This is a genomic window from Ktedonobacter robiniae, from assembly GCF_016587375.1.
In the GTDB taxonomy this organism is placed as follows: domain Bacteria; phylum Chloroflexota; class Ktedonobacteria; order Ktedonobacterales; family Ktedonobacteraceae; genus Ktedonobacter; species Ktedonobacter robiniae.
The window spans coordinates 181,431-201,339 of record NZ_BNJG01000001.1 but is presented as its reverse complement, the minus strand read 5'-3'; the positions used below and the strand labels follow the sequence as shown (position 1 = coordinate 201,339).

Here is a 19,909-nt window from a genome sequence, read left to right as displayed (position 1 = left end):
CGGTTTTGAGCTTCATGGGCGGTTTTATGGCTTTACTATACGAGTAAGGTTATGGCTGTAGAATGTTGCAGTGACAGAAAAATTACATACACTCACCGGCCAGCCCATTCTCAAACCACTCTTCCAATGATGCTGCTACACATTCAATTCTCTCATTAAATAGCCGACCACTCATTACATCAATATAGGTAAAGCATGTACAACCATGGTAGCAGAGTGGGAGCATATATTCAGGCCAAGCATGGTCTGGTAGTTCATAGCGATAACTTTGGATCTCTCTCTCCTCATAGGCATTGTCTAGTTTGTACCAAACATTCAATGTACATGGAATCTTTTCATAATCTTCCAGGTGAATAAGCATTTGCGCTTCAGAAATCTCTTGCTGGTACGATTGCACAATATCAAGTTTTGGTCTATCAAACAACCAGCGAGTGGTCATGCGAAAGCCGCCTGGCGCCCCTATAATGCCTAAACCAGGACCAAAGCCGCCATTGGCGATCTTTGTGTAGAGGAGTCGCAGCAACGGTGGCAATGGGAAGCCCAACTGCTGCTCAGTTTCTTGAATTTGTTCTTCTGTAGCTGGTGGAAAGGTAGATTGCCGCCAATATGCGCGAATACAGGTGAGAAGATGATCATATTGATGATCTGAATCCATTTCAACCTTCTTGAATAATGTGAGGAGAGCAAAGAAAGAAACCTTACTGTTATGGTTTTCATTGGTCTTAACGATAAGGCGTGAGTCTGTCGTCTTATGTCGTCATTGAAAGCTTATTTTTCTGTGTAGCAGTTGGCTTGCCATTTATTAAATCAGGATGGCTTTAAGAGTGAGAGGATGGTGTTGAGTTTCTCGTCCATCTGCGAAAGACGCTCATTGATAGTGCCGATGTCTTGTTTCACACCATCTATGTCGCTTTTTAATTCTTGGGTGACTCTGATCTGGTCGACGGTTAGCCCTTTCACCATTGTTAATTCGTATGCAATTTCCTGTAAAACTGGTTTATATCCAGTAACCGTTCGCTCTAACGTGGTGAGCCTCTCTTCTGATGTTGCCATAAAGATCTCCTTTCACTAGCCACTCGACATACATTGATCAGTTCTATTATACCTTATTTCTTAAGTTTTGTATTTGCTGTGGATCTATGGCTTGCCATTGAGGCCGATGGAAAGATTCTAGTCGGTTTATTTGTGATTGTTGGTGGTTGTCCTCCTAGTGCTTAAAATCTCGATATCTTGTTTGTTGGTATTTGTGGTTTCGTGTGTAAGTTGGTGGATGTGGCTGTACTAAACGCTGTACTGGCTATAACAGTGTAGATGCTTATAAACTTATGGCTTGCTGTTTATTTCTTAAGCCAGGAAATTTTAAGTCCCTCTTATAGCCGTTTTGGCTTCTAGGGCGGTTTTATAAACTTTGTATTGCTGCTATTGCAGGGGATAAAAAAGGTGGTTTTTGATGGTCAGTTCTGTAATGTTTAACCTTTATCTCCATCGGGTTTCCCTTTACCATCTATTTTCCCTGTAGTTTGAGCAAAGATATAGCTTTGTATGACTAGAACAGCCTTATAAGGATTTTAGGTATTATTACATAATTAACCATAGCGATACCCAAAAGATGAATACTATCGTGATTATGCAGACGGCGAGCGTGACGGGTACCAGGCTGATTACAAATCTTGCCAAAAATAAGCTGTTGTACCTGGATGGGGAAGACCCCGGATAGATCCTGGGCCTTCCTCATGCACAGACGCCCTCATCTCAAAAGCAGCCAATTTACGGCGAGAGGCTGAAATCTTTTTATGAAAGTGTAGATGTTCTATCTCTACTAGGTGCATGACGGATCGTTAGCACGGGCATAGTTATAACCATCCATATAGCCCTCTTCTTTAGGGGTTGGTCTGTAGGCATGCCCATACCCGGGGGACGTCTCACAGTCGGTCACCGCATCCCTGTATCCCATACGATAGCCGTTCATATAGGGAGTGCGCGGTTGTGGAATGGTAACCTGGGATCTGCCCAAGCTTTGGGAGAAGGCAGGCAGAGTCGTACCAACAAGAGAGAACGCAAAAGCGCTAAGGAGCAGTGCTCCAAACAGGATGACGCGTAGCTTGTTATGCATAAAACGTACTCCCTTTCTGGGGAATAGATCTACTCTTATCTCTTTTGCATTACCTGGCGCACACTAGAACCACTTACTAAAAATGCTCTTAGAGCAGCACTGCACACAAACATGTTGTCCTTTTGTCCTATAGTCCTGTTATAGCCTCCCTCCTCTCATTTTTGATACTAATTCCGCGTGGAGCCCAGAAACTTGTCTTAACTGTCTTGTGGACACTCACTACAGTGCTCTGACCATTGCGATAGTACCAACTTATCACCCCAAACAAAGTCAACCGTGGTTATTTCTACTAACTGGATTTTGTTGAGCTTCTTTGAGTGCAGCGACAATAACTTCTCCGTCTGAAGTTTCCCACTTGGCGGGAGCGCTGCGTACGTGTCCACTCCAAGCACGAGGGTTATTGAGGTTTTCAAAAATGGTAAGCTGGTCGCGTAAGTGCTTAAATCATACCGTTTAAGGAGACACGCATATGGTTCTGGCACGAGACTACCGATGGACAGAGAGTCACAGTAAATAAAAAATAGCGCATCTGATCTGTAACGACGTATATCCTCATCTCTATCTCCACATGCTTCAGCGCTTCCCATCAACTTTTTGATAGGAAGTGCTGAAGCTCAACGTGACGTTTATGAGATTGACTGACTCCTGCCTTCGTTAGCTCTTGGCTCGGTCAATGTCAAGGACACTAAGCCAGTTTTCCGATGGCCGTTTGTTTTAACATTCAGGCGTGGGAGGACCACTCTCAATATTCAGGGACTGGTACGCCGGCCCCGTACCTCCTTGTGCAAAACCCGTGGAACGGGTCCAACACGGCGTATCAACAAGCTGCTGCCACTGATCGTATTGATACGCTGTGTTATCGTCTGCTGGGGCGTCCCAGCAATACCAGTACTGCATATTGCCAACGTCACTTGAATACGAGCCGCACTCGCTGTAGTTGTATGCGGTTACCCTTACCGTCTTTATGCTGGTGACCGCTCCTGTTCCCTTTGTACTCGCGGCTGACACTGGTGCCGTTGTGCCAATCATTGTACCAACCGCGAACAGCAATGCTATCCCACTAGTCAGTATGACGGGACAAACGTTCATCTTAATGGTAGAATGCCTCACTGCGTTCCCCCTTCCTATTTTCCTTACTCTGTGTGATACTCCCGTACTATAAAGAAACGCTACTAAAGTTCTTTTTACGACAGATGCACAACAAAACCTTTTCTCTGATCCATCCCACTGTTATTTATAATAATAATGAAATCAAAACACATAAATATAATGGTCCCAAGTGTCAGGCACCACCATATAGTTACAAGGGCTGATATCCTTGATGAAGGGATGTGGGTTTTGCTCTCAATTGTTAGCGATTTTGAGCTTCATGGGCAGTTTACAGCTTGCCATTGGTGCCGATGGCCGGGATCTATCCGGTTTATTTATGGGTGTTTATGTTGTCCTTATGGAGCTTAAAACCAGACTTCTTTGTTTGTGGGTGTTGGTGTTCCCCTGCCTAAATTTGTGTGTGTCGCTGTACTAAATGCTGTACTAGTTATGCTGGCGTAGGTCCTTAGGAGCCTTATGGCAGCTATAAAAGCCATCTTAGCTTCTAACCTGATCTGAGATGGCTTTTATAGCTGCCATTTTATTTTGTCGATGACCTTTTATACTCTTCTAACCCCTGCTTATACTCTTGTACTAATATTGAGTACGATGTTGGTATGTGCAAGGAGTAGCGGTAACGACCTCTCTCGCCAGAGATAGGCTCCTCTGTCATACCCAACTTACGGCATAGTTTGATGCCTGCTGCGGTACGGCTTGTTGCGTATATGTTTTCGATCTCTACTCCACGCTCGCCTAGCTCTCTAAGTTTATGTACCGTTCCAGCTATAAGTCTCTGTCCATAATAATTTGAAACGTCAGGAGGAAAGCCAGGTTTGACGCTTATTATGAAGATGAGCATGTCTAAGGGCTTTCCAGGTTCAAATGGCAGGATCTTATCGATTGGGATACCGTGCCTTTCGCCTGATATAGCTTCTCGAAGTGTCTCTGACTCAACCGGATAGAAACTGACATGGCCTACAATGTCGCCTTCGTTTCTCAGAACAAAGTTTCCTTCGGAATTGGCATTTAACCTTGCTAACCTTGCCTCCAAAGGAGTAGTTCCTTTATTTCCATAGAGGCTCAAATCTATATCCACCTCTGCTTGCAGGTCTTCGGTTGTTGCCTTCTCAAAAACGCTTGTTTCTCGTCCGTACTGATCCATTAACGTCTTTATGGATGCTGCAAACTTATCTATTTCGGATTTTGGGTACAAACTGTGCTTTTTGCCTGGTGGTGTGATGCCTTTGAGCGTTCCTTTTCTAACCAAGTAGTAAAAGCTGTTCTTATCCATACCGAGACGTTTTTGAGCCTCGCTTGCTGTGTAAAAGTTCTTCATACGCCCACCGTCCCTTAAAGTTTATAAGTGATTACTTGGCACATTGATATGATATCAGCTTTTTCAACTTTATACAATCCTTCATCTTTGACAACAAATGCTTCTTTATGCTATATTACCTTTGTAAACAATTTCAACTTTTGAAACTTTTAGACGCTCTTACTAGAGAGTAAAAGGTTCAATCGCTTGCCATTAAGTAGGGGATGTAAGGTGGGGGGAGTGCTGGAAGGGTACTCGCGATACCCAACCAGCGATGAGTCACTAGACGCTCTTGAACGTTGCTAGGATCTCACTTTTCAGTATGCATGGTGGGGGCCTGGCTTGTCAACACAGGGAGGTGAACCTATGATGCGAGACTTGGCCCAGGCCACCATAACGGCTTCTGCTTTGAAACCAACTGATGTTATTGGCTTGCCGTATTCTCCTGCGCTTCTCCTTGATGGTCACTTTGATGCCTCAATCACTGATAGCCCAGACTTTGCCTCTGGTTGTCAATGGGGCTTTCAGTCCTATGCCGATGATATGGAACTGTGCGATGAGCAGGGGAACTGTTTCCTTGTTGATCGCTATTATGAGTGGCGTGAAGTGGAGGCCTTTGTAGTAGAAAATGTTGCTATTGCCTACGAGTATCAACAAACGCCTCTTCCTTTTTGTGCGGCTATGGTGCTTGGCTGGCTCTCGGCCTTAGTTTTGGTTCAGAATAACGAGGCTCTGCGTGGCCTCTCTTTGCTTGTCATGTTAGTGACGCACTACCAGGAGCAGTCATGGAAGGAGGCCGCATAATGCGCGTACAAGCAACATTCAAGGATTTTGTGAGCACTGAATACTCCTCTGCTTTCCTCTTGTCAACACGGTTGGACACCTGGATTGTGGGTGATTCTGAGTTCCAGAAAGTGTGTGAATGGGGCTTTGATGGCTACTTTGAGAGCATGTATTGCGAGAGTGAGGATCCGGCCCAGCTCGTTCTCGCCGAACAGTCGTATAGTGAGGCCGAGGTGGTGCAGTTGGTCGTAGATGTTGTTCTCCCTGACCATATGGAGTCGGTTGCTAGTCGTGCGGGCTATGCTCTTGGGTGGCTCTCGGCGTTGGCGCTGATAGACCGTCAAACATCTCTGATCGGCCTTTCTGTGTGGGAATCGTTGCTCATTTCTTCGTCATTGGTGGTTTAATGGCTAGCCGTAACGCTCGGTGGGGTGGCTACGGTGGGCTGCCGGAGGCACTCAAGCATCCTTGGGAGCCTTGAGGCATACCTCGCCCTGCGACCAGGCTGAAGCGTGCCGAGTGGGGAGAGCAAGCGATGCAGCCAGGCCCGACCCATTGCGGGGGTGATAGACTCGCAGAGCGAGAGCGACCGGCCTGCGGTGACGCACTCAATGCAGTACCCGGTCGCTCTCGGCACGAAGTGCTCATCGCCCCCGCAATGGGCGGCATCGCCTCCCCACTCGGCGGCTACAATGCTCAAGCGCGAGGGTGGGGTGGGTGAGTGGCGGGCCTGGGGGGCGGCGGTTGTACGCGGCGGTGGGGTAGGGGTCCCCGCCGCACGACGTACAACCGCTCCGGGTCCTTTCCTTGACCCTGAAAGGAATATATCACACACTTACTCAGCGACAAATGCAAGCGTCAATGGTGGAAGAGAAGGAGGGAGTCTATGGGAGAGATAGTAGGGGTCGAGACACACCAGGGATGGTATGAGCCAACGCTAGAGGAAAAGACACTCATAGCGGAACAGTACGGGCTTGATGCGCTGTACTACTGTAAGGACCCGTGGGCGTTGCGTCATCGTTGGGTAAACAAGCATACAGGAGAGATGCAACGGGCAAGGTGTAACCGTTGGGAGTGTCAGCATTGCGGGCCAAGGAAGGTGGTGCTTTGGCGTCAACTGGTTAGGCAAGCAGAACCAACGCTTTTCTTGACGCTGACGAAGGCGGGGAAAACCGTAGCAGAGGCGCGTCGAGCGCTTACCACGTTTATGCAAGCCTTGCGGCGTGGCTCCAAGGGGAGAGGACCAAACCATAAAGGGGCGCGTGAGGCGTACCCTGTGGAGTACTTTGCCGTGTTAGAGCGGCATAGCGACTTCGAGCGCAACGGCTTTCACTGGCATATCCTCATGAAAGGTGTTGAACACATTCCCTACAAGGAGGTGATCGTCCCGCTCTGGACCTCAGCGATTAAAGGCAAGCGAAGCGAAGCAGAGATGCTCATGCGCGATTATGGCTACACGGATGAGGAAGTAGCCCAGGCTATGCAAGAGGATGAGGAGCTGCACTTTCAGCGCTACGGCTGGATCGAGAAGATACGCAACGTCAAGGCGATCGGGTATGTGACCAAGTACCTGATGAAAGCCCTCTCAGTAGGCGAGCAGGGAACCAAGGAAGTCAAGCGTGAGCGTGAGGTACTGGTACGTGGTGAGGATGGCATGGCATATCTAGAGAAGGAGGTTGTTACTGAGCGTGTCGCCAGTAAGGCGCATCGTATTTGTTACTCGCGCCAGTTCTTCCCTGAGTCGGTGGCTGAGATGCGCAAGCGTCTCTTTGCGGGTGTGGAGCATGAGATACAAGGGGAAGCTGACGAGCCTGTTATCGACGCTGAGGAGCAGGGGCAAGAGGAGGGGTCCGGCTGGACCTTGATCGAGCGAGAGCTAGACGAGGTGATAGACATGGAGGAGTATAAGCGGCGGTATGCAGAGGTTGCGCAGCAGCTAGAGGAGGTAGGCCAGGAGGACGGGGAAGCTTACCAGGAACACAAACGAGAGATAGCGGCGAGAATCGCACGTGAGGCGCGTCTAGCGGTACGTGGGGTGTATCGAGAGCTAGAGAGGAGGGTGTTACAAGAGGCAATAGCGGAAGGGCGTCCGTTCTGTCGCCGGGTGTTAAGCGTGTGGGACTACCACCGTAAGATGCTGCGCCTGGCTGGCTAAAGTGTCGGTCTGTTTAATGGTCATGGTGATAGACGATTAGGAGGTTGCCTATAGCAAGTTATTAACGGATTGGAGGTGGCTTATGGCTGTGAGTATGGAAGTGAAGCAGCAGTCTTCAGAGGTCCCGACTCTCCTGCTGACAATACCTCAGGTGATGGCATGTATGAACTTAAAGCGTAACAAGATTTATGATCTCATTAATAATGAAGGGTTGCCAGTACAAAGGTTTGGGCGCGCTGTTCGCGTGTACCTTCCTGCTTTAAATGCGTGGTTAGAACAGCGACAGCGAGAGCTATAGAAGGAGGTGGCCTATGGGAAAACGTGGCAATGGTGAGGGATCAATTTATAAGCAGCGAGAGGGCTTATACGCTGCTTACGTTACTGGCGCTGATGGAAAAAGAAAATACTTCTATGGTAAGACGAAAACAAAGGTACGTGAAAAGCTAAACCAAGCGCTTTTAGAGAAGCAACAAGGCTCCTTGGTTACTGGCCCTAATCAAAACAATGGAGCAGTTTTTGAGGGACTGGCTAGAACTTTCGCAGAAGCAGAGTGTTCGTGAGCGTACCTTTGAAAGATATGAAGAGATTGTACGGCTTCATATAGTCCCTGTCGTTGGCCGTGTACAGCTACAGAAATTATCAGCCCAGCATGTGCAGTCCCTTTATACAAAGAAGCTCGATGAAGGGTTCTCACCGACGACAGTGAGGACGATCCATAACGTTTTGCACAAGGCGCTCTCGACTGCAATGAGGTGGGGCTTAATTTCCCGCAATGTTTGTAAGTTTGTTGATCCTCCTCAGAAGAAGCGATATGAAGTACAGTCATTGACGCTTGAACAGATTCACGCACTTTTAGCCGCCAGTGAAGGGCATCGTATGGAGGCCCTTTTTAAGCTGGCTCTCGCAACTGGTCTCCGGCGTGGTGAGATAATGGGTCTTAAATGGCAAGACATTGATTTTCAGAAGGGGGTTTTGCAGGTGCGTCGTGTGTTGTCTCGAACCCCTTCAAAGATAGAAGGGCTGGGGTATAAAGAGGCTGACCCAAAAACACAGCGTAGTCGGCGTAGTATTGTTGTCGCTTCTTTTGCTTTAGAGGCTTTAAAGTGCCATCGTGAATTGCAATTAGAGGCGAAGTCAAAGGCTGGTGCCGCCTGGCAGGAACATGATTATGTCTTCTGTACTTCTATAGGGACTCACTTAAACCCCACGCGAGACATACTTGATGAGCTTAAAGGCTTGCTTCAGAAGGCGGGTTTGCCGGATATCCGATTTCATGATCTGCGGCACAGTGCTGCAACACTTTTGCTGAGCCTGGGCGTGCATCCAAAGGTTGTGCAAGAGTTGCTGGGCCATAGTCAGATTAGCATGACGCTTGATATATATTCTCACGTTTTACCAAATATGCAACGTGACGCGATTGAGCTTTTAAACCAGGCTTTGAGTCCTGACCAGGGAACGGATGAGGAGGAGGAGTAAAAACGCTTCTCTTTGTGAGAGGCTGTACTAAAGCTGTACTAAGCTCTGGTTTTGCCAAAAACAAAACGCCCTCAGGAACGTCTAGAATGGTCCTGAGGGCGTCATCCTACAAGAGGGAGGTGCCGGTGGAGAGATTCGAACCCTCAACCCTTGCGGGATCTGTTTTTGAGACAGACGCGTATACCGTTCCGCCACACCGGCAGGTGTTCGTGATGCAAGGCATATTCATCACTTGCGATGCCTATAATAGCGCATTCACGAACAGAAGTCAAGGGGATCAGACCCCAATTTCTGAGTTTGTTTCGAGCACCTCGTGGTCGAATTGACCGATGGCGCGGAACTTCTCGTAGCGCTTGGCCAACAGCTCGTCAGTGGGAAGCTGCTTGAGCTCTTCAAGGTTGCGCAGGAGAGAGACTTTCAACGCTTCGGCTGCCAGGTGGTGGTTACGGTGCGCGCCCCCCAGTGGCTCGGGAATGACCTCATCGACGATCTTGAAGGTGAGCAGGTCCTTGGCGCGAATGCGCTGTCCCTCGGCTGCCAAGGGCGCCTGGCCCGCGTCACGCCAGATGATGTTGGCCGCCGCCTCGGGGGCCGCGACGGTGTAGTAGCTGTGCTCAAACATGAGGATGCGGTCAGCGATGCTGATGGCGAGTGCACCACCGCTGTTGCCCTCACCAATGACGATGGCGAGGATGGGCACACGCAGGCGTGGCATGAGATAGAGGCAGGAGGCGATGGCTTCGGACTGGCCTCGCTCTTCGTCCACCAGGGCGGGGGAGGCGCCCGAGGTATCGATGAGGTTGATGATGGGGAAGCCGAACTTCTCGGCCTGCTGCATCATGCGATAGGCTTTGCGATAGCCTTCAGGATGGGGCATGCCCAGGTTGCGATACTGTTGCTCTTTCATATCGCGTCCCTTTTGATGCCCGATGAGCATGACGGTCTGCTCTCCCAGGCGGGCGGTGCCAGCGACAATGGCGTGATCGTCGGCAAAGGAGCGATCGCCGTGCAGTTCAAAGAAGTCATCACAAATATGCTTGATGTAGTCGAGGGTGTAGGGGCGGTTTTTATGGCGCGCGACCTGCACTGTTTGCCAGGCGGTCAGGTTGCTGTAGATCTCCTCGGTGCGTTTACGCAGATCATTTTCCAGGCTTTGTAGCTGTTTGGTTTCATCTGGTTTTAAGCGCTCGCCCTTGCGCTGAAGTCCATTGATTTTCTTTTCCAACTCCGCGAGCGGCTTTTCAAAGTCTAGATCATAAGGCATCGTATGTATCTTCCTCTACTTGGCTAATCCTCTATCTAAATGAGATACCAGAACACAAGATGGACGCAAGCAGACTCCCCTTCCCTATTTGGTTGAGGGCGCATACATGGTGAGTAGGCGCGAGAGCGTCTGGCGTAGTTCGTGGCGGTGAACGACTGTGTCGATCATGCCGTGTTCCAGGGCAAAGTTGGAATTAATGGTTCCTTCGGGCAGCTTAATGTGCATAAAGCCTTCAATCACACGAGGGCCGGTGAAGCAGACAAGCGCACCGGGTTCGGCCAGGATCACATCGCCCAGGAAGGCGAAACTGGCTGAGACGCCGCCTGTGGTGGGATCGGTAAGCAGGCTAAAATAAGGGAGTCCAGCCTCACCAAGCTTGGCGAGCGCGGCCGAGGTCTTGGCCATTTGCATGAGGGAGAAGATGCCTTCCTGCATGCGTGCACCGCCCGAAGTGGAGACGACCAGCACTGGCAGTTGGCGCTCAATGGCCAACTCAATTGTGCGCGTAATCTTCTCTCCCACGACGGATCCCATGCTGCCACCCATGAAGTGGAAGTCCATCACGGCCAGGGCCAGGGGCTGGCCATCGACGGTGGCAATGCCGCTGACGACTGCCTCATTCTGGCCGGCTTTCTGCCGTTCCTCGATGAGCTTATTGGCGTAGTCAGGCTGATTGGCCATATTGGCGGGACGGGCGGTGAATTTGAGCGGATCGCCTGGAATCATGGTAGCATCCGTCTCTTCAAAGCTATTGGAATCGACGAGCAGCGTAATACGTTCGCGTGCCGTCAAGCGAAAATGATGGTTACAGCGTGAGCAGACTTTTTGATTCTTCTCCCAGTCGCGTCCATATAAAATCTCTTTGCATTTTGGGCATTTGACAACAATATTGCCCATCGCAGTGAGCGAAGACTGCGCGCGTGCTGCCGAGAAGGTGGAACTGTTCGATGGAGCAGCCGCTTCTTTCACCATACTAGGTCCTCCTGGTTATTCTTGTGTGAAGAGAGCCGCAACGAAGCTCTGTGGATCAAAGGGAATCAAGTTTTCGACCTTCTCACCTGTCGCAATGAATTTAATGGGCACACCCAGGTCGTCGGCAACGGCAAACGCGAACCCACCCTTGGCGGTGCTATCCAATTTGCTAATAATGACGCCTGTCAGGCCAATGTCTTCCGCGAACTTACGCGCCTGCAAGAGCGCGTTCTGTCCGGTCGTCGCATCGATGACAATGAGCAGTTCATGTGGGCCATCAGGGATAAACTTCTGAATGACCTTGTTGATCTTTTTAAGCTCCTCCATAAGATTATACTTGGTATGCAAGCGACCAGCGGTATCAACGATCAAGACATCGCTGCCACGCGATTGAGCGGCCTGGATGGCGTCATAGACGACCGCGCCCGGGTCAGCGTTTGGTTGTTGACTGATAACGGGAACGGAGATGCGCTGCCCCCATTCTTTGAGTTGATCAATCGCGGCAGCGCGGAAGGTGTCGGCCGCGGCCAGCATGACCTGGCGCCCTTCGCGCGAGAGACGGTGGGCCATTTTCGCAATGGAGGTCGTCTTCCCAGAGCCATTGACTCCGATGACAAGAATGACTGTCAGGGGAGAGCGTTGCGAGAGGCGCAGTGGGGAGGGATCGCCAAGCAGCATGACCAGTTCTTCTCGTAAGGCGCGTTGCACCTGGGCGCCGGTGCGCATATGCTCGTCTTCGGCACGCCGGCGCAGGCGTTCAATTAGCCAGATGGTGGTGCTGGGACCGACATCTGCGGCCAGCAGCGACTCTTCGAGATCGTCCCACATCTCATCCGTGATCAGATCGGTCTCTTCTACGACCTCACTCATGCGACTAAAGAGCTGACGTGTGCGGTTGAGAAAGCCGAAGCGTTGTGGTGATTGTTGTTCTGGACGGGAAGGAGCATCTCCTGCTCGTTCCTGAGCAGGACCCTGATTCTTGTCGTCGGGATCTTCTTGTGGTTTCTGCCCAAAGAAGCGATTGAACACGTTGTGTTGACTCCTTATGTATCTCTATGCTGAACGTATAAGTGCGTTATGTATAAAAGCAGTCCCTTTACCAGGCGAAAGGAAAAATAGATCACTATGCTCACCTGGATAAAAGTGAGTGACCCTCTCTTTAGCAGAGAAGCGAAAGAGAGCGACATCTCCCTCGGTTGTGCCCGAGAGCTTCTAGGAGTCGATCTCCACGCCTTGATATCCTACAGCGGGAACTCCAGTCCCCACAGAGTATAACATTGTGGCGCGGAACAGGACAAGAGGGCCGAAAATGCTCATCGTGCAGAACAGCATTTTAGCAGGAGAAACCCTGCTAAAATGCAATACACGTCAGTGAGCGGTTGAAACCACCCAAAGACGTGCAAAGCGAAACAACATCTCAGCCCTATTGGCGACCGCTACGATATGAGTGGAGTGAGCCGTCACTGATAGGTTCGTTAATGATGATGTCGCCGTTACGGATTTTTATATTGTACAAGCAGGAGGGGTTGGTGCAGACCCATGCCTTGTACTCGATGGAAGCTCCCTGGCTACCGAAATCCGAAAGCGGAACCAGATCACCTTCACTACATTTGCGACACCGAGGAAATGCGTTTTCCACGAAATCGCCTCCTTCCTTCTCTCTGGAGGGTATATTCGCTTGCCTAACCAGGTTCAAGCGAGGCTTAACAAAAAAGTAAGCCGAGGGGGGAGCCTCCGCCGCTGCATCCGCATCCCCACAGCAGGTCTAATCCATGCCTCTCCTATCATACCACAACTCCATCCCAATGTCAGCAAGTATGTGAAGAAATATTCATGTTCCTGGGGGAGGAGCAAGAGCGCTTCACCAACCAGGCACATAGAAGAGAGGTGAAACAAGAGAACAGACATCCCTGGCTACGCCTTCCCTACTGAGCGTGAAATTGCGAGGACAACGCTCGGAACACCCGCGTTCTTTTGCTTCTTACTTCCAGCATAACAGGTGAAACAACTCTAGTCAAGCATTGCTATCTATTCATGTTATTGCGCGCAAGGGCTGGGCAAAAATCCTCAAACATGGAAAACTCTTCATGGAAGAGGTCTACTTTGCTCTATAGCAGTGAGCAGCCAGGAAGGCGTGCTGGATGTCGTGCTTGAGCACGTATGATATGCCAAATTTTATGTAGACTGAAATTTGGGGTCAATTTTCCCTATAAAAGTGTGTTTGCTTGCCGATAGTATTACTGTTACAGCTTTCTACCAGCTTACGAGGAGTGAAAGGAGTGAACTATGTCAATGGGGACTAGAGTTTGGCACGTTTCTTGCACTAATAGAAAAGTGGGAGAGCATATCGCGGACGACACGTTAGAAAAAACACAGCCGGGAGAGATGGCGTTTCTAGACAGAGTCATATAACAGTGCCAGAGAACTGGTAAGCGCACCCGACTGCATCGCATTACCTAGAGGTCCGTTTTGAGTTTCTCGTTTGCGTCTGTCTGTGAAGGTAGTATGGAAAAAGGAGTAGATGTCGTGGGAGCAAGAGGAAAAAGAGCATCCCAGAGTGTGGATACCGAAGTGACAGTCACGTTGAGCAAGAGAAAGCACACCAAAGACCTGATGGACGATGGCGTGGAGATAGAAAGTGAAAAGGATTTCATCTATGCCTGCGAGGAGGAGGTAGATGGGGAAGAGGACCAGCGTGGGGCGGTCGACGATTCTGTAAAACAGTACCTGAAAGAGATTGGTATGTATCCACTGCTCACCGCCGAGCAGGAGCTTCAACTGGCAGAGCGCGTAGCGCGGGGCGATCAGTATGCCCGGCAGCGCTTGATCGAGGCTAACTTGCGCCTGGTCGTCAGTATCGCGAAGCGCTATTCCAACCAGGGGTTACCGTTGCTCGACCTGATTCAGGAGGGCAATATTGGTCTGATGCGCGCGACACAGAAGTTTGATTACAAGCGTGGCTTCCGCTTTAGCACCTATGCCACATGGTGGATTCGCCAGGCTATCAGCCGGGCCATCGCCGAGCATTCTCGCAGCATTCATATTCCTGTCCACGTCGTAGAACTTATTTACAAGATCAAGCGTATCACACGTCGCTTGTATCAGGAGCAAGGCGTTGAGCCATTACCGGAGCAGGTAGCGGCTGAACTGGGCCTGCCGCGTGAGCGCGTCGTCGAACTCCTCAATGTCTCGGAGCAGCCCATCTCGCTGGACGCGCCGATGGCCGATGATGAGGAGTACCATCTCTCAGATATGCTCGAAGATACCAGCATGGCGCCCACGATTGATGTGGTCTCGCAGCAGTTGCAGCGTGAGCATATCGAGCAAGCCATGACCGTCCTCAATCCTCGCGAGCGCACGATCATTGAGATGCGTTACGGGTTAAAAGACGGACATTCCCTCTCGCTCGACGAGGTCAGCGTGCTCTTCCACCTGACGCGTGAGCGTATTCGCCAGATTGAGGTGAAGGCTCTGCGCAAACTGCGCTACCCGGAGCGCTATGAGGGTCTGCGCGACCTGGCGCGTGTATAGCAAGGAGAATAAGAAATGACCCGGACGGGAGAAACGTCCGGGCCTCTTTGTGTCTGATTAAAAAAACTGTGTGCTACTGGTTCCACATCTTGAGCGCGCTAGTCTTCCGCGACCGCGGCGGGACTTGCAACGCCAGATGCCTGCTCCTGTAAGTAGGCGTGAATGAAGGGATCAACATTGCCAGCCAGGTACGCGGTAGTGTCACTGGTCTCGTGGTTGGTGCGATGATCCTTGGCAATGTTATAGGGATGCACAATCACCGAGCGAATCTGCGTCCCGAAGTCGGCCTGGACATGCTCGCCTTTTAAGCGGGCCGCCTCCTCGTCGTGCTTCTTCTGCTCCATTTCAAAGAGGCGGGCCTTGAGAAGCTTGAGCGCGACTTCCCGGTTCTGAATCTGTGAGCGCTCGTTCTGACAGGTCACGACGATACCACTCGGAATGTGGCGCATCCGCACAGCGGAGTCAGTTTTGTTGACGTGCTGTCCACCCGCGCCCGTTGAGCGGTAGGTATCTACCTCGATATCTTCAGGTCGAATCGAAATCTCGATCGTGTTTTCGATATCGGGCATGAGCTCAACTTTCGCAAACGAGGTCTGGCGACGGTGTGCTGCGTCAAAGGGCGAGAGACGAATGAGGCGATGTGTACCTGCTTCCGACCGCAGATACCCATAGGCAAAGCGCCCCTCGATCTCAACGGTCGCACTCTTGATGCCAGCCTCTTCACCTTCACTATAGTCATAGATCTGGGTGCGGAAACGATGTTGGTCCGCCCAACGCAGGTACATACGCAGAAGCATCTCTGCCCAATCCTGGGCATCGACGCCGCCGCTACCGGCGTGGATACTGAGGATGGCGTTTTTCTCGTCGTGTTCGCCACTGAGCATTAAGGCAAACTCTAACTTCTCGATCTGTTCCTCAATTGGGGAATGGACTGCGCCACTTCGGCCTGCATATCATCATCTGGCTCCTCTTCCAGCATCAAGGCAAGTTCTTGCAGGTCTTTAAGTTGCGTGGCGAGCTGCTCCCAGGTCGTAACCTCTTCGCGCAGGGCATTGAGTTGTTGCATATGGGCCTGTGCTTTGCGGTTATCAGACCAGAAGTCTGGCTGCATGCTCTCTTCTTCAAGTTGTGTTACCTGGACTGCTTTGGTAGCCAGGTCAAAGACGCACCATAGTTTTTTCGACGCGTCTTTGTAAACGTTCAATTTGTTGGGTCATTTCACTCATGGTGAGTATTGTAGCATATCATGGCGCGCGGGTGTAGAGGCAAATATTTAACCATTCCAGGCTGGTACAAAGCTGGAATTTGGCCTACATTTGGTGCACTCACGCATTTCCTATGGCGGACCAGGGACGCAGGGACTTTCAGGATCTGAGGCAGTGCGTTGGCAAGAGATGCCAATGATCAGCTCGCGGCGACTATTCATGCGACGGGAAAAAGGTATCTTGCCGAGTGCTTCCTCCGAGTCCATGAAGTATACTATTGCGAGACTCAACATGAACACACTGGAAGGGAGCATGATCGTGACTGCTGAGAAACCCATTGGAACAGGAAAATCGGCTTTCCCTTTGACGAGGGCAGATATTGAACAACTCCGAAGTACCGTCCAGAGTGCTGCTCAACTCGATCTCCACCTTCAAAATCTGCAAGATATTGATCTCTCCTACATGGATTTGCAAGGCGCAAACTTGCAAGGAGCCAATCTTCGAGGCACCAATCTCCGTGAGGCGAATCTGCAAGGAGCCAACCTCAGCGAGGCGGACCTCGACGGGGCAGATCTGAGTTGGGCATACCTGGGTGATACCGAAGCTAACCGTGTGAAACTTCACGGCGCGAAGCTGAGCTACGCGACCCTCAGAGAACTTAACCTGCGTGAATTCAATCTGGCGGAACTTGACTTGCAATATGCTGATCTGAACGGGACCGATCTGCGAGGTGCTGTGCTTCGAGGAGCCGATTTGCAAGGAGCTGATTTGAGTACCGCTCGTTTGAACGGTCCTGAATTGCAAGGGGCTATCTTGCACCGTAGCGCGTCTCTTGGCGACAGAGGTGAGTCCCTGGATCGAGCAAAGGGAATCCGGAAGCGCGTAGCTCCGGGTCAGGCTACACTCATAGAAGAGTACTCCTCATCCTTCCAAGCGCAGGAGGGAAAGCAGATCATCTCCGACCGGGACGCCTATCTTTTGGGAGAGCATGCTCTGCTGGTTGACTTTTCACCAGTTAAGCTCCATGGACTCTTTCCACAGGGCTTTGCTTTCGCTCAGGCTCGCCACCTCTTTGACACCTGGCTCGTTCAAACGGGAGATAACTACAACGAGCAAACGATTCAGGCCATGTGGATTGGATTTGCCCATCGCATCTGTGATCTGTACTATGAAAACGAATCAGAAGCGTAAAGTGCGCGGAGACACCTTGATGCCCATCTGGAGCTTTGAGTCAGACCCACTTTTCAGGGCATTTCTTGTCCAGCTACAAGTGTATTTGTTGGTAACCAATCTTTCTGCGTTGTAATATATAGCAAAGTGTAATATAGCGTGAAAGAAACGACACGAAAAATTGAGTGCATCTGGAGGACCCCATGAAGCTTGTTGAGATTGGAATGCTTGTGCTGGGACTTGTTTTTGGAGCCATTGTTGGGAGCTTTATCCCGTTTGGGAATGGAAACGCAGCGCTGATAGGTGCCTTCCTCATTCCTGTATGTATTTTCTTCGTGCTCCTCTTCACCAAGAGACGCCACAAGGCTCTCTCGCTTGAGGAGCGCTACCAGCAAAACGAATCATTGCATCAATATAATGTTGAGACTGCCAGGAACAAGGAAAAAAACTTTATGGATGCTGCTGAGAAGATTCGCCATCGTTAAATTCTGTTCAGCCATATCTTAGCTGAGCAGGACATTGGTGAGCAGGAGCCGAGTGGTCTGCTGACCTGCGCTGGATGTGGTGAAGGCGAGGAGCAGGAGTGAGGGTTGGCCAGGCAGGTCATTCGTAAAATGTAGGGTGCCGGTAAAGCCTCCATTGGATTGGATAGTGATGGCTTCGGTGTTGAGCACCGCTAGGTGGGTCAGGGTATGGTCAAAGAGGAGGGCAGTGGGAGTGGACTGGTGTGCTGCGGGAGCTCCTGCTTGATCAAGGGTGCCACTGAGGGTGAGGGGTGAACTCGTTGCCATATCCAGATTGTTGTGTTGCAGTGTCAGGCCTGGCGAGGAGGCGGAGGTGACAAACCAGAGTCCATGCTCGTCCGTTTGTATCAGGCGTTGCAGGGTCACATCAAGCTCGCAGGATGGGCTCTCCTCGGTGAGTGTCAACTCGGCCTCGCTTGCTGATTGGTGGACCAGGTGAATATGCGTGCTATCTGCGGACCAGTGTAGCAGATTTTGTGCTAGAGATGCCGCCGTTTTGAGAGGGTCGGTCCAGGGCAGGATTGTTCCGGCATTGGCTTGTGCTTGCAACTGTTGCGCCTCGGCGCGGCTTAAGACTGGGAAGAGCGCGGGGAATGGTACCTGTATGAAGGCGCCATTCTGCCAGCGATATTCGCGGTACATCGTTTGCTGATCTGGTTGCATCAAGAGATCATTATCAACGGGAAGCGTGGTATCAAGCTGGCCGATGCTGAGCGAATGGGCATGGGTGATGCTGGCTGTACCCTGAATCAAGTCGTGAAGTTGGAAGACTGGTATAAGGGTTGGCTGCGAGTCCCGGCCTTGTTGAGAGCAGGTGTAGACATAGACGTCGAGCAGGTGGCGTGGATCATCGGGATGACTCACCTGGACAAAGGTGCTTAGCTGGCCAGGTATGAGGTCACTAGTAATTTGCGTCACTGGTGGTAGTTGTTGTTCAGTAGTCGCTGCAAGAATCTGTTGGTAGTCCGCCTGACGCAGAAGGTTCGCGCAGTTTTCTGTCGGGGAGGCGAAGGACTGAATAGAGCGGAGAAATAGGTAGCTGGCCAGGATACAGAGGGCGATAAGCGCAATGACCATGGTAAGCGGACGTGGATGGTAGGTTGTGTGTGGGAGGCGTGTTCCCCTGGTAGGGAGTCTCTGTGCGTTGTGCAACCTGGCTCTTCCCCTCCTCTTTCCGTCAATACCTCCACTTTCTAGTCTAAAGAGGGTGACAAGCGAAATAGATCATTATAGCCAGGGAAACGAGTAGATGCGGCTCTCTAGCAACTCATAGAAAATCAGGAGGGTGTCGTGCTCATTATGCAATGAGCACGACACCCTCCTGACTCTTGTGAAGTGCTTATCGCGGAGATGCACGCTTCACAAAAGCAAGAATGATGAGTCTAAATATGATACCGGGCCTCTAACCGAGCATATGATTGAATTGCATAATAAAGAGGACCATCGCGACAAGAATAAAGAGCATGCCCACCAGAATGGTGACCAGAGCTGTTGTGCGGCCACGTGAGGTCACACTCGTCGTGGCAGAATTCTCGGCGGATTGCCCTTGCTGGTAGGCCATGTTCCCCTGGGGGGTAAAGCTTCCCTGAGGTTGCGCAAAGCCTGGATATGAGTACTGTCCACCGCTCTGGGGCGCGTTCGAGAACGAAGACTGTGAAGCCGGGTAGCCTCTGCCCATAGGCTGCTGCATACCGGAGAGGCCTGGCTGAGAGATGGGATAGCCTCCCCCTTGAGCATAGGCGTTGCCCTGAGGCTGCATGGTGGCAGGATTGCCTCCCATATTCGTATGTGCGTCCATCATGCTGGTCGCGTCATAGGCATTTTGTGTGCCATAGTTCTGGTCTGCTCCGCGCAGCATGATCGGTTGGGGTCCACCCTGCGAGGGGTGACCGCCAAAGTTAGCCGTCGAGCCACCAGAATAGGGACGAGCTGCCTGTTGTGGTTGAGGCGCAAAGAACGACTGTGACTCAACCGTCTGGTCGTTCGATCCTGTGACATCATAATTCTGGCCGGATTGGCCGTTTTCAACAGCTGCACCACACCGTGGGCAACGGGTGGTACCGGGGGCCATTTGCAGACCGCATTGACCACAGAAAACCATGAAAACTCCTTTCAGACCCCGCTCAAACATCGCCGAGACGCGAGGCTGTTCGTGTGATAGTATACCCCATGGTCGGCCCATTGGGAACGGGCACAATCCTTATATTTCAACGGTGAAGTACCCTCAAATGCCACGAAGAAGGACTTCCGGGCAACGTCTTTATCGATATTGCACGCACATATTGTATGTAACAACGTTTGAGGTTGCCCAT

At 51.0% G+C, this 19,909-nt stretch carries 20 protein-coding genes, 1 tRNA gene and 1 pseudogene; 10 read left to right on the top strand and 12 right to left on the bottom strand.

Annotation, left to right across the window (positions count from 1 at the left end; genetic code table 11):
• Positions 1-82: 82 nt before the first annotated feature.
• From JMJ04_RS00890 to JMJ04_RS00870, 5 genes are all read right to left on the bottom strand, one after another.
• On the bottom strand, positions 83-655 hold the full coding sequence (locus JMJ04_RS00890; protein WP_201368690.1) for an SMI1/KNR4 family protein: 573 nt from the start codon (positions 653-655) through the stop codon (positions 83-85).
• A 152-nt stretch (positions 656-807) separates the two neighbouring features.
• On the bottom strand, positions 808-1,053 hold the full coding sequence (locus JMJ04_RS00885; RefSeq protein ID WP_201368689.1) for a hypothetical protein: 246 nt from the start codon (positions 1,051-1,053) through the stop codon (positions 808-810).
• 766 nt (positions 1,054-1,819) lie between these two features.
• On the bottom strand, positions 1,820-2,113 hold the full coding sequence (locus JMJ04_RS00880) for a hypothetical protein (protein WP_201368688.1): 294 nt from the start codon (positions 2,111-2,113) through the stop codon (positions 1,820-1,822).
• Positions 2,114-2,827: 714 nt separating this feature from the next.
• Entirely contained in the window at positions 2,828-3,223 is a 396-nt protein-coding gene (locus JMJ04_RS00875) for a hypothetical protein (protein WP_201368687.1), read from the bottom strand.
• 520 nt (positions 3,224-3,743) lie between these two features.
• Entirely contained in the window at positions 3,744-4,538 is a 795-nt protein-coding gene (locus tag JMJ04_RS00870) for a helix-turn-helix domain-containing protein (protein ID WP_201368686.1), read from the bottom strand.
• A gap of 345 nt (positions 4,539-4,883) precedes the next feature.
• Between JMJ04_RS00870 and JMJ04_RS00865 the strand changes: the two genes are divergently transcribed.
• From JMJ04_RS00865 to JMJ04_RS00835, 7 genes are all read left to right on the top strand, one after another.
• On the top strand, positions 4,884-5,321 hold the full coding sequence (locus JMJ04_RS00865; RefSeq protein ID WP_201368685.1) for a hypothetical protein: 438 nt from the start codon (positions 4,884-4,886) through the stop codon (positions 5,319-5,321).
• Entirely contained in the window at positions 5,321-5,707 is a 387-nt protein-coding gene (locus JMJ04_RS00860; protein WP_201368684.1) for a hypothetical protein, read from the top strand. Before JMJ04_RS00865 ends, JMJ04_RS00860 begins: the two co-directional genes overlap by 1 nt.
• Positions 5,708-5,835: 128 nt before the next feature.
• The gene (locus JMJ04_RS46320; protein ID WP_236037848.1) at positions 5,836-6,021 is read left to right on the top strand and encodes a hypothetical protein; all 186 of its coding nucleotides are present in this window, start codon (positions 5,836-5,838) and stop codon (positions 6,019-6,021) included.
• 165 nt (positions 6,022-6,186) lie between these two features.
• Complete coding sequence (locus JMJ04_RS00850) at positions 6,187-7,455, top strand: rolling circle replication-associated protein (protein ID WP_201368682.1); 1,269 nt, start codon at positions 6,187-6,189, stop codon at positions 7,453-7,455.
• Positions 7,456-7,537: 82 nt separating this feature from the next.
• The gene (locus JMJ04_RS48550; RefSeq protein WP_201368681.1) at positions 7,538-7,753 is read left to right on the top strand and encodes a helix-turn-helix domain-containing protein; all 216 of its coding nucleotides are present in this window, start codon (positions 7,538-7,540) and stop codon (positions 7,751-7,753) included.
• Between the two features lie 13 nt (positions 7,754-7,766).
• Complete coding sequence (locus tag JMJ04_RS00840; RefSeq protein ID WP_201368680.1) at positions 7,767-8,015, top strand: hypothetical protein; 249 nt, start codon at positions 7,767-7,769, stop codon at positions 8,013-8,015.
• The gene (locus JMJ04_RS00835) at positions 7,972-8,931 is read left to right on the top strand and encodes a tyrosine-type recombinase/integrase (RefSeq protein ID WP_201368679.1); all 960 of its coding nucleotides are present in this window, start codon (positions 7,972-7,974) and stop codon (positions 8,929-8,931) included. Before JMJ04_RS00840 ends, JMJ04_RS00835 begins: the two co-directional genes overlap by 44 nt.
• A 120-nt stretch (positions 8,932-9,051) precedes the next feature.
• Here the strand turns inward: JMJ04_RS00835 and JMJ04_RS00830 are convergent.
• The 4 genes from JMJ04_RS00830 to ftsY all read right to left on the bottom strand — a co-directional run bounded on the left by JMJ04_RS00830 (position 9,052) and on the right by ftsY (position 12,196).
• Positions 9,052-9,132, bottom strand: a tRNA-Leu gene (locus tag JMJ04_RS00830).
• A 76-nt stretch (positions 9,133-9,208) separates the two neighbouring features.
• Positions 9,209-10,195 carry an acetyl-CoA carboxylase carboxyltransferase subunit alpha gene (locus tag JMJ04_RS00825; RefSeq protein WP_201368678.1) on the bottom strand — a complete coding sequence of 329 codons (987 nt, stop codon included), beginning with the start codon at positions 10,193-10,195 and terminating at the stop codon, positions 9,209-9,211.
• An 84-nt stretch (positions 10,196-10,279) separates the two neighbouring features.
• Positions 10,280-11,167: an acetyl-CoA carboxylase, carboxyltransferase subunit beta gene (accD, locus tag JMJ04_RS00820; RefSeq protein WP_201368677.1), complete on the bottom strand. Its 888-nt coding sequence runs from the start codon at positions 11,165-11,167 to the stop codon at positions 10,280-10,282.
• A 15-nt stretch (positions 11,168-11,182) separates the two neighbouring features.
• A complete protein-coding gene (ftsY, locus tag JMJ04_RS00815) occupies positions 11,183-12,196 on the bottom strand; it encodes a signal recognition particle-docking protein FtsY (protein ID WP_201368676.1) in 1,014 nt (337 codons plus the stop codon).
• Positions 12,197-13,693: 1,497 nt separating this feature from the next.
• On the opposite strand from ftsY, the gene JMJ04_RS00810 reads away from it, so the two are divergent.
• Positions 13,694-14,698: a sigma-70 family RNA polymerase sigma factor gene (locus JMJ04_RS00810; RefSeq protein ID WP_007909295.1), complete on the top strand. Its 1,005-nt coding sequence runs from the start codon at positions 13,694-13,696 to the stop codon at positions 14,696-14,698.
• Between the two features lie 98 nt (positions 14,699-14,796).
• Here JMJ04_RS00810 and prfB read toward each other — a convergent pair.
• Positions 14,797-15,924: pseudogene (gene prfB / locus JMJ04_RS00805) on the bottom strand (peptide chain release factor 2).
• A gap of 297 nt (positions 15,925-16,221) precedes the next feature.
• Here prfB and JMJ04_RS00800 point away from each other — a divergent pair.
• Together JMJ04_RS00800 and JMJ04_RS00795 are read left to right on the top strand one after the other, a co-directional pair.
• Complete coding sequence (locus tag JMJ04_RS00800; RefSeq protein ID WP_201368675.1) at positions 16,222-17,094, top strand: pentapeptide repeat-containing protein; 873 nt, start codon at positions 16,222-16,224, stop codon at positions 17,092-17,094.
• Between the two features lie 182 nt (positions 17,095-17,276).
• On the top strand, positions 17,277-17,558 hold the full coding sequence (locus JMJ04_RS00795) for a hypothetical protein (protein WP_201368674.1): 282 nt from the start codon (positions 17,277-17,279) through the stop codon (positions 17,556-17,558).
• Between the two features lie 18 nt (positions 17,559-17,576).
• On the opposite strand, the gene JMJ04_RS00790 is transcribed toward JMJ04_RS00795, so the two are convergent.
• Both JMJ04_RS00790 and JMJ04_RS00785 read right to left on the bottom strand, forming a co-directional pair.
• The gene (locus tag JMJ04_RS00790; RefSeq protein WP_201368673.1) at positions 17,577-18,749 is read right to left on the bottom strand and encodes a hypothetical protein; all 1,173 of its coding nucleotides are present in this window, start codon (positions 18,747-18,749) and stop codon (positions 17,577-17,579) included.
• Positions 18,750-18,999: 250 nt separating this feature from the next.
• A complete protein-coding gene (locus JMJ04_RS00785) occupies positions 19,000-19,698 on the bottom strand; it encodes a hypothetical protein (protein WP_201368672.1) in 699 nt (232 codons plus the stop codon).
• Positions 19,699-19,909 lie beyond the last annotated feature (211 nt).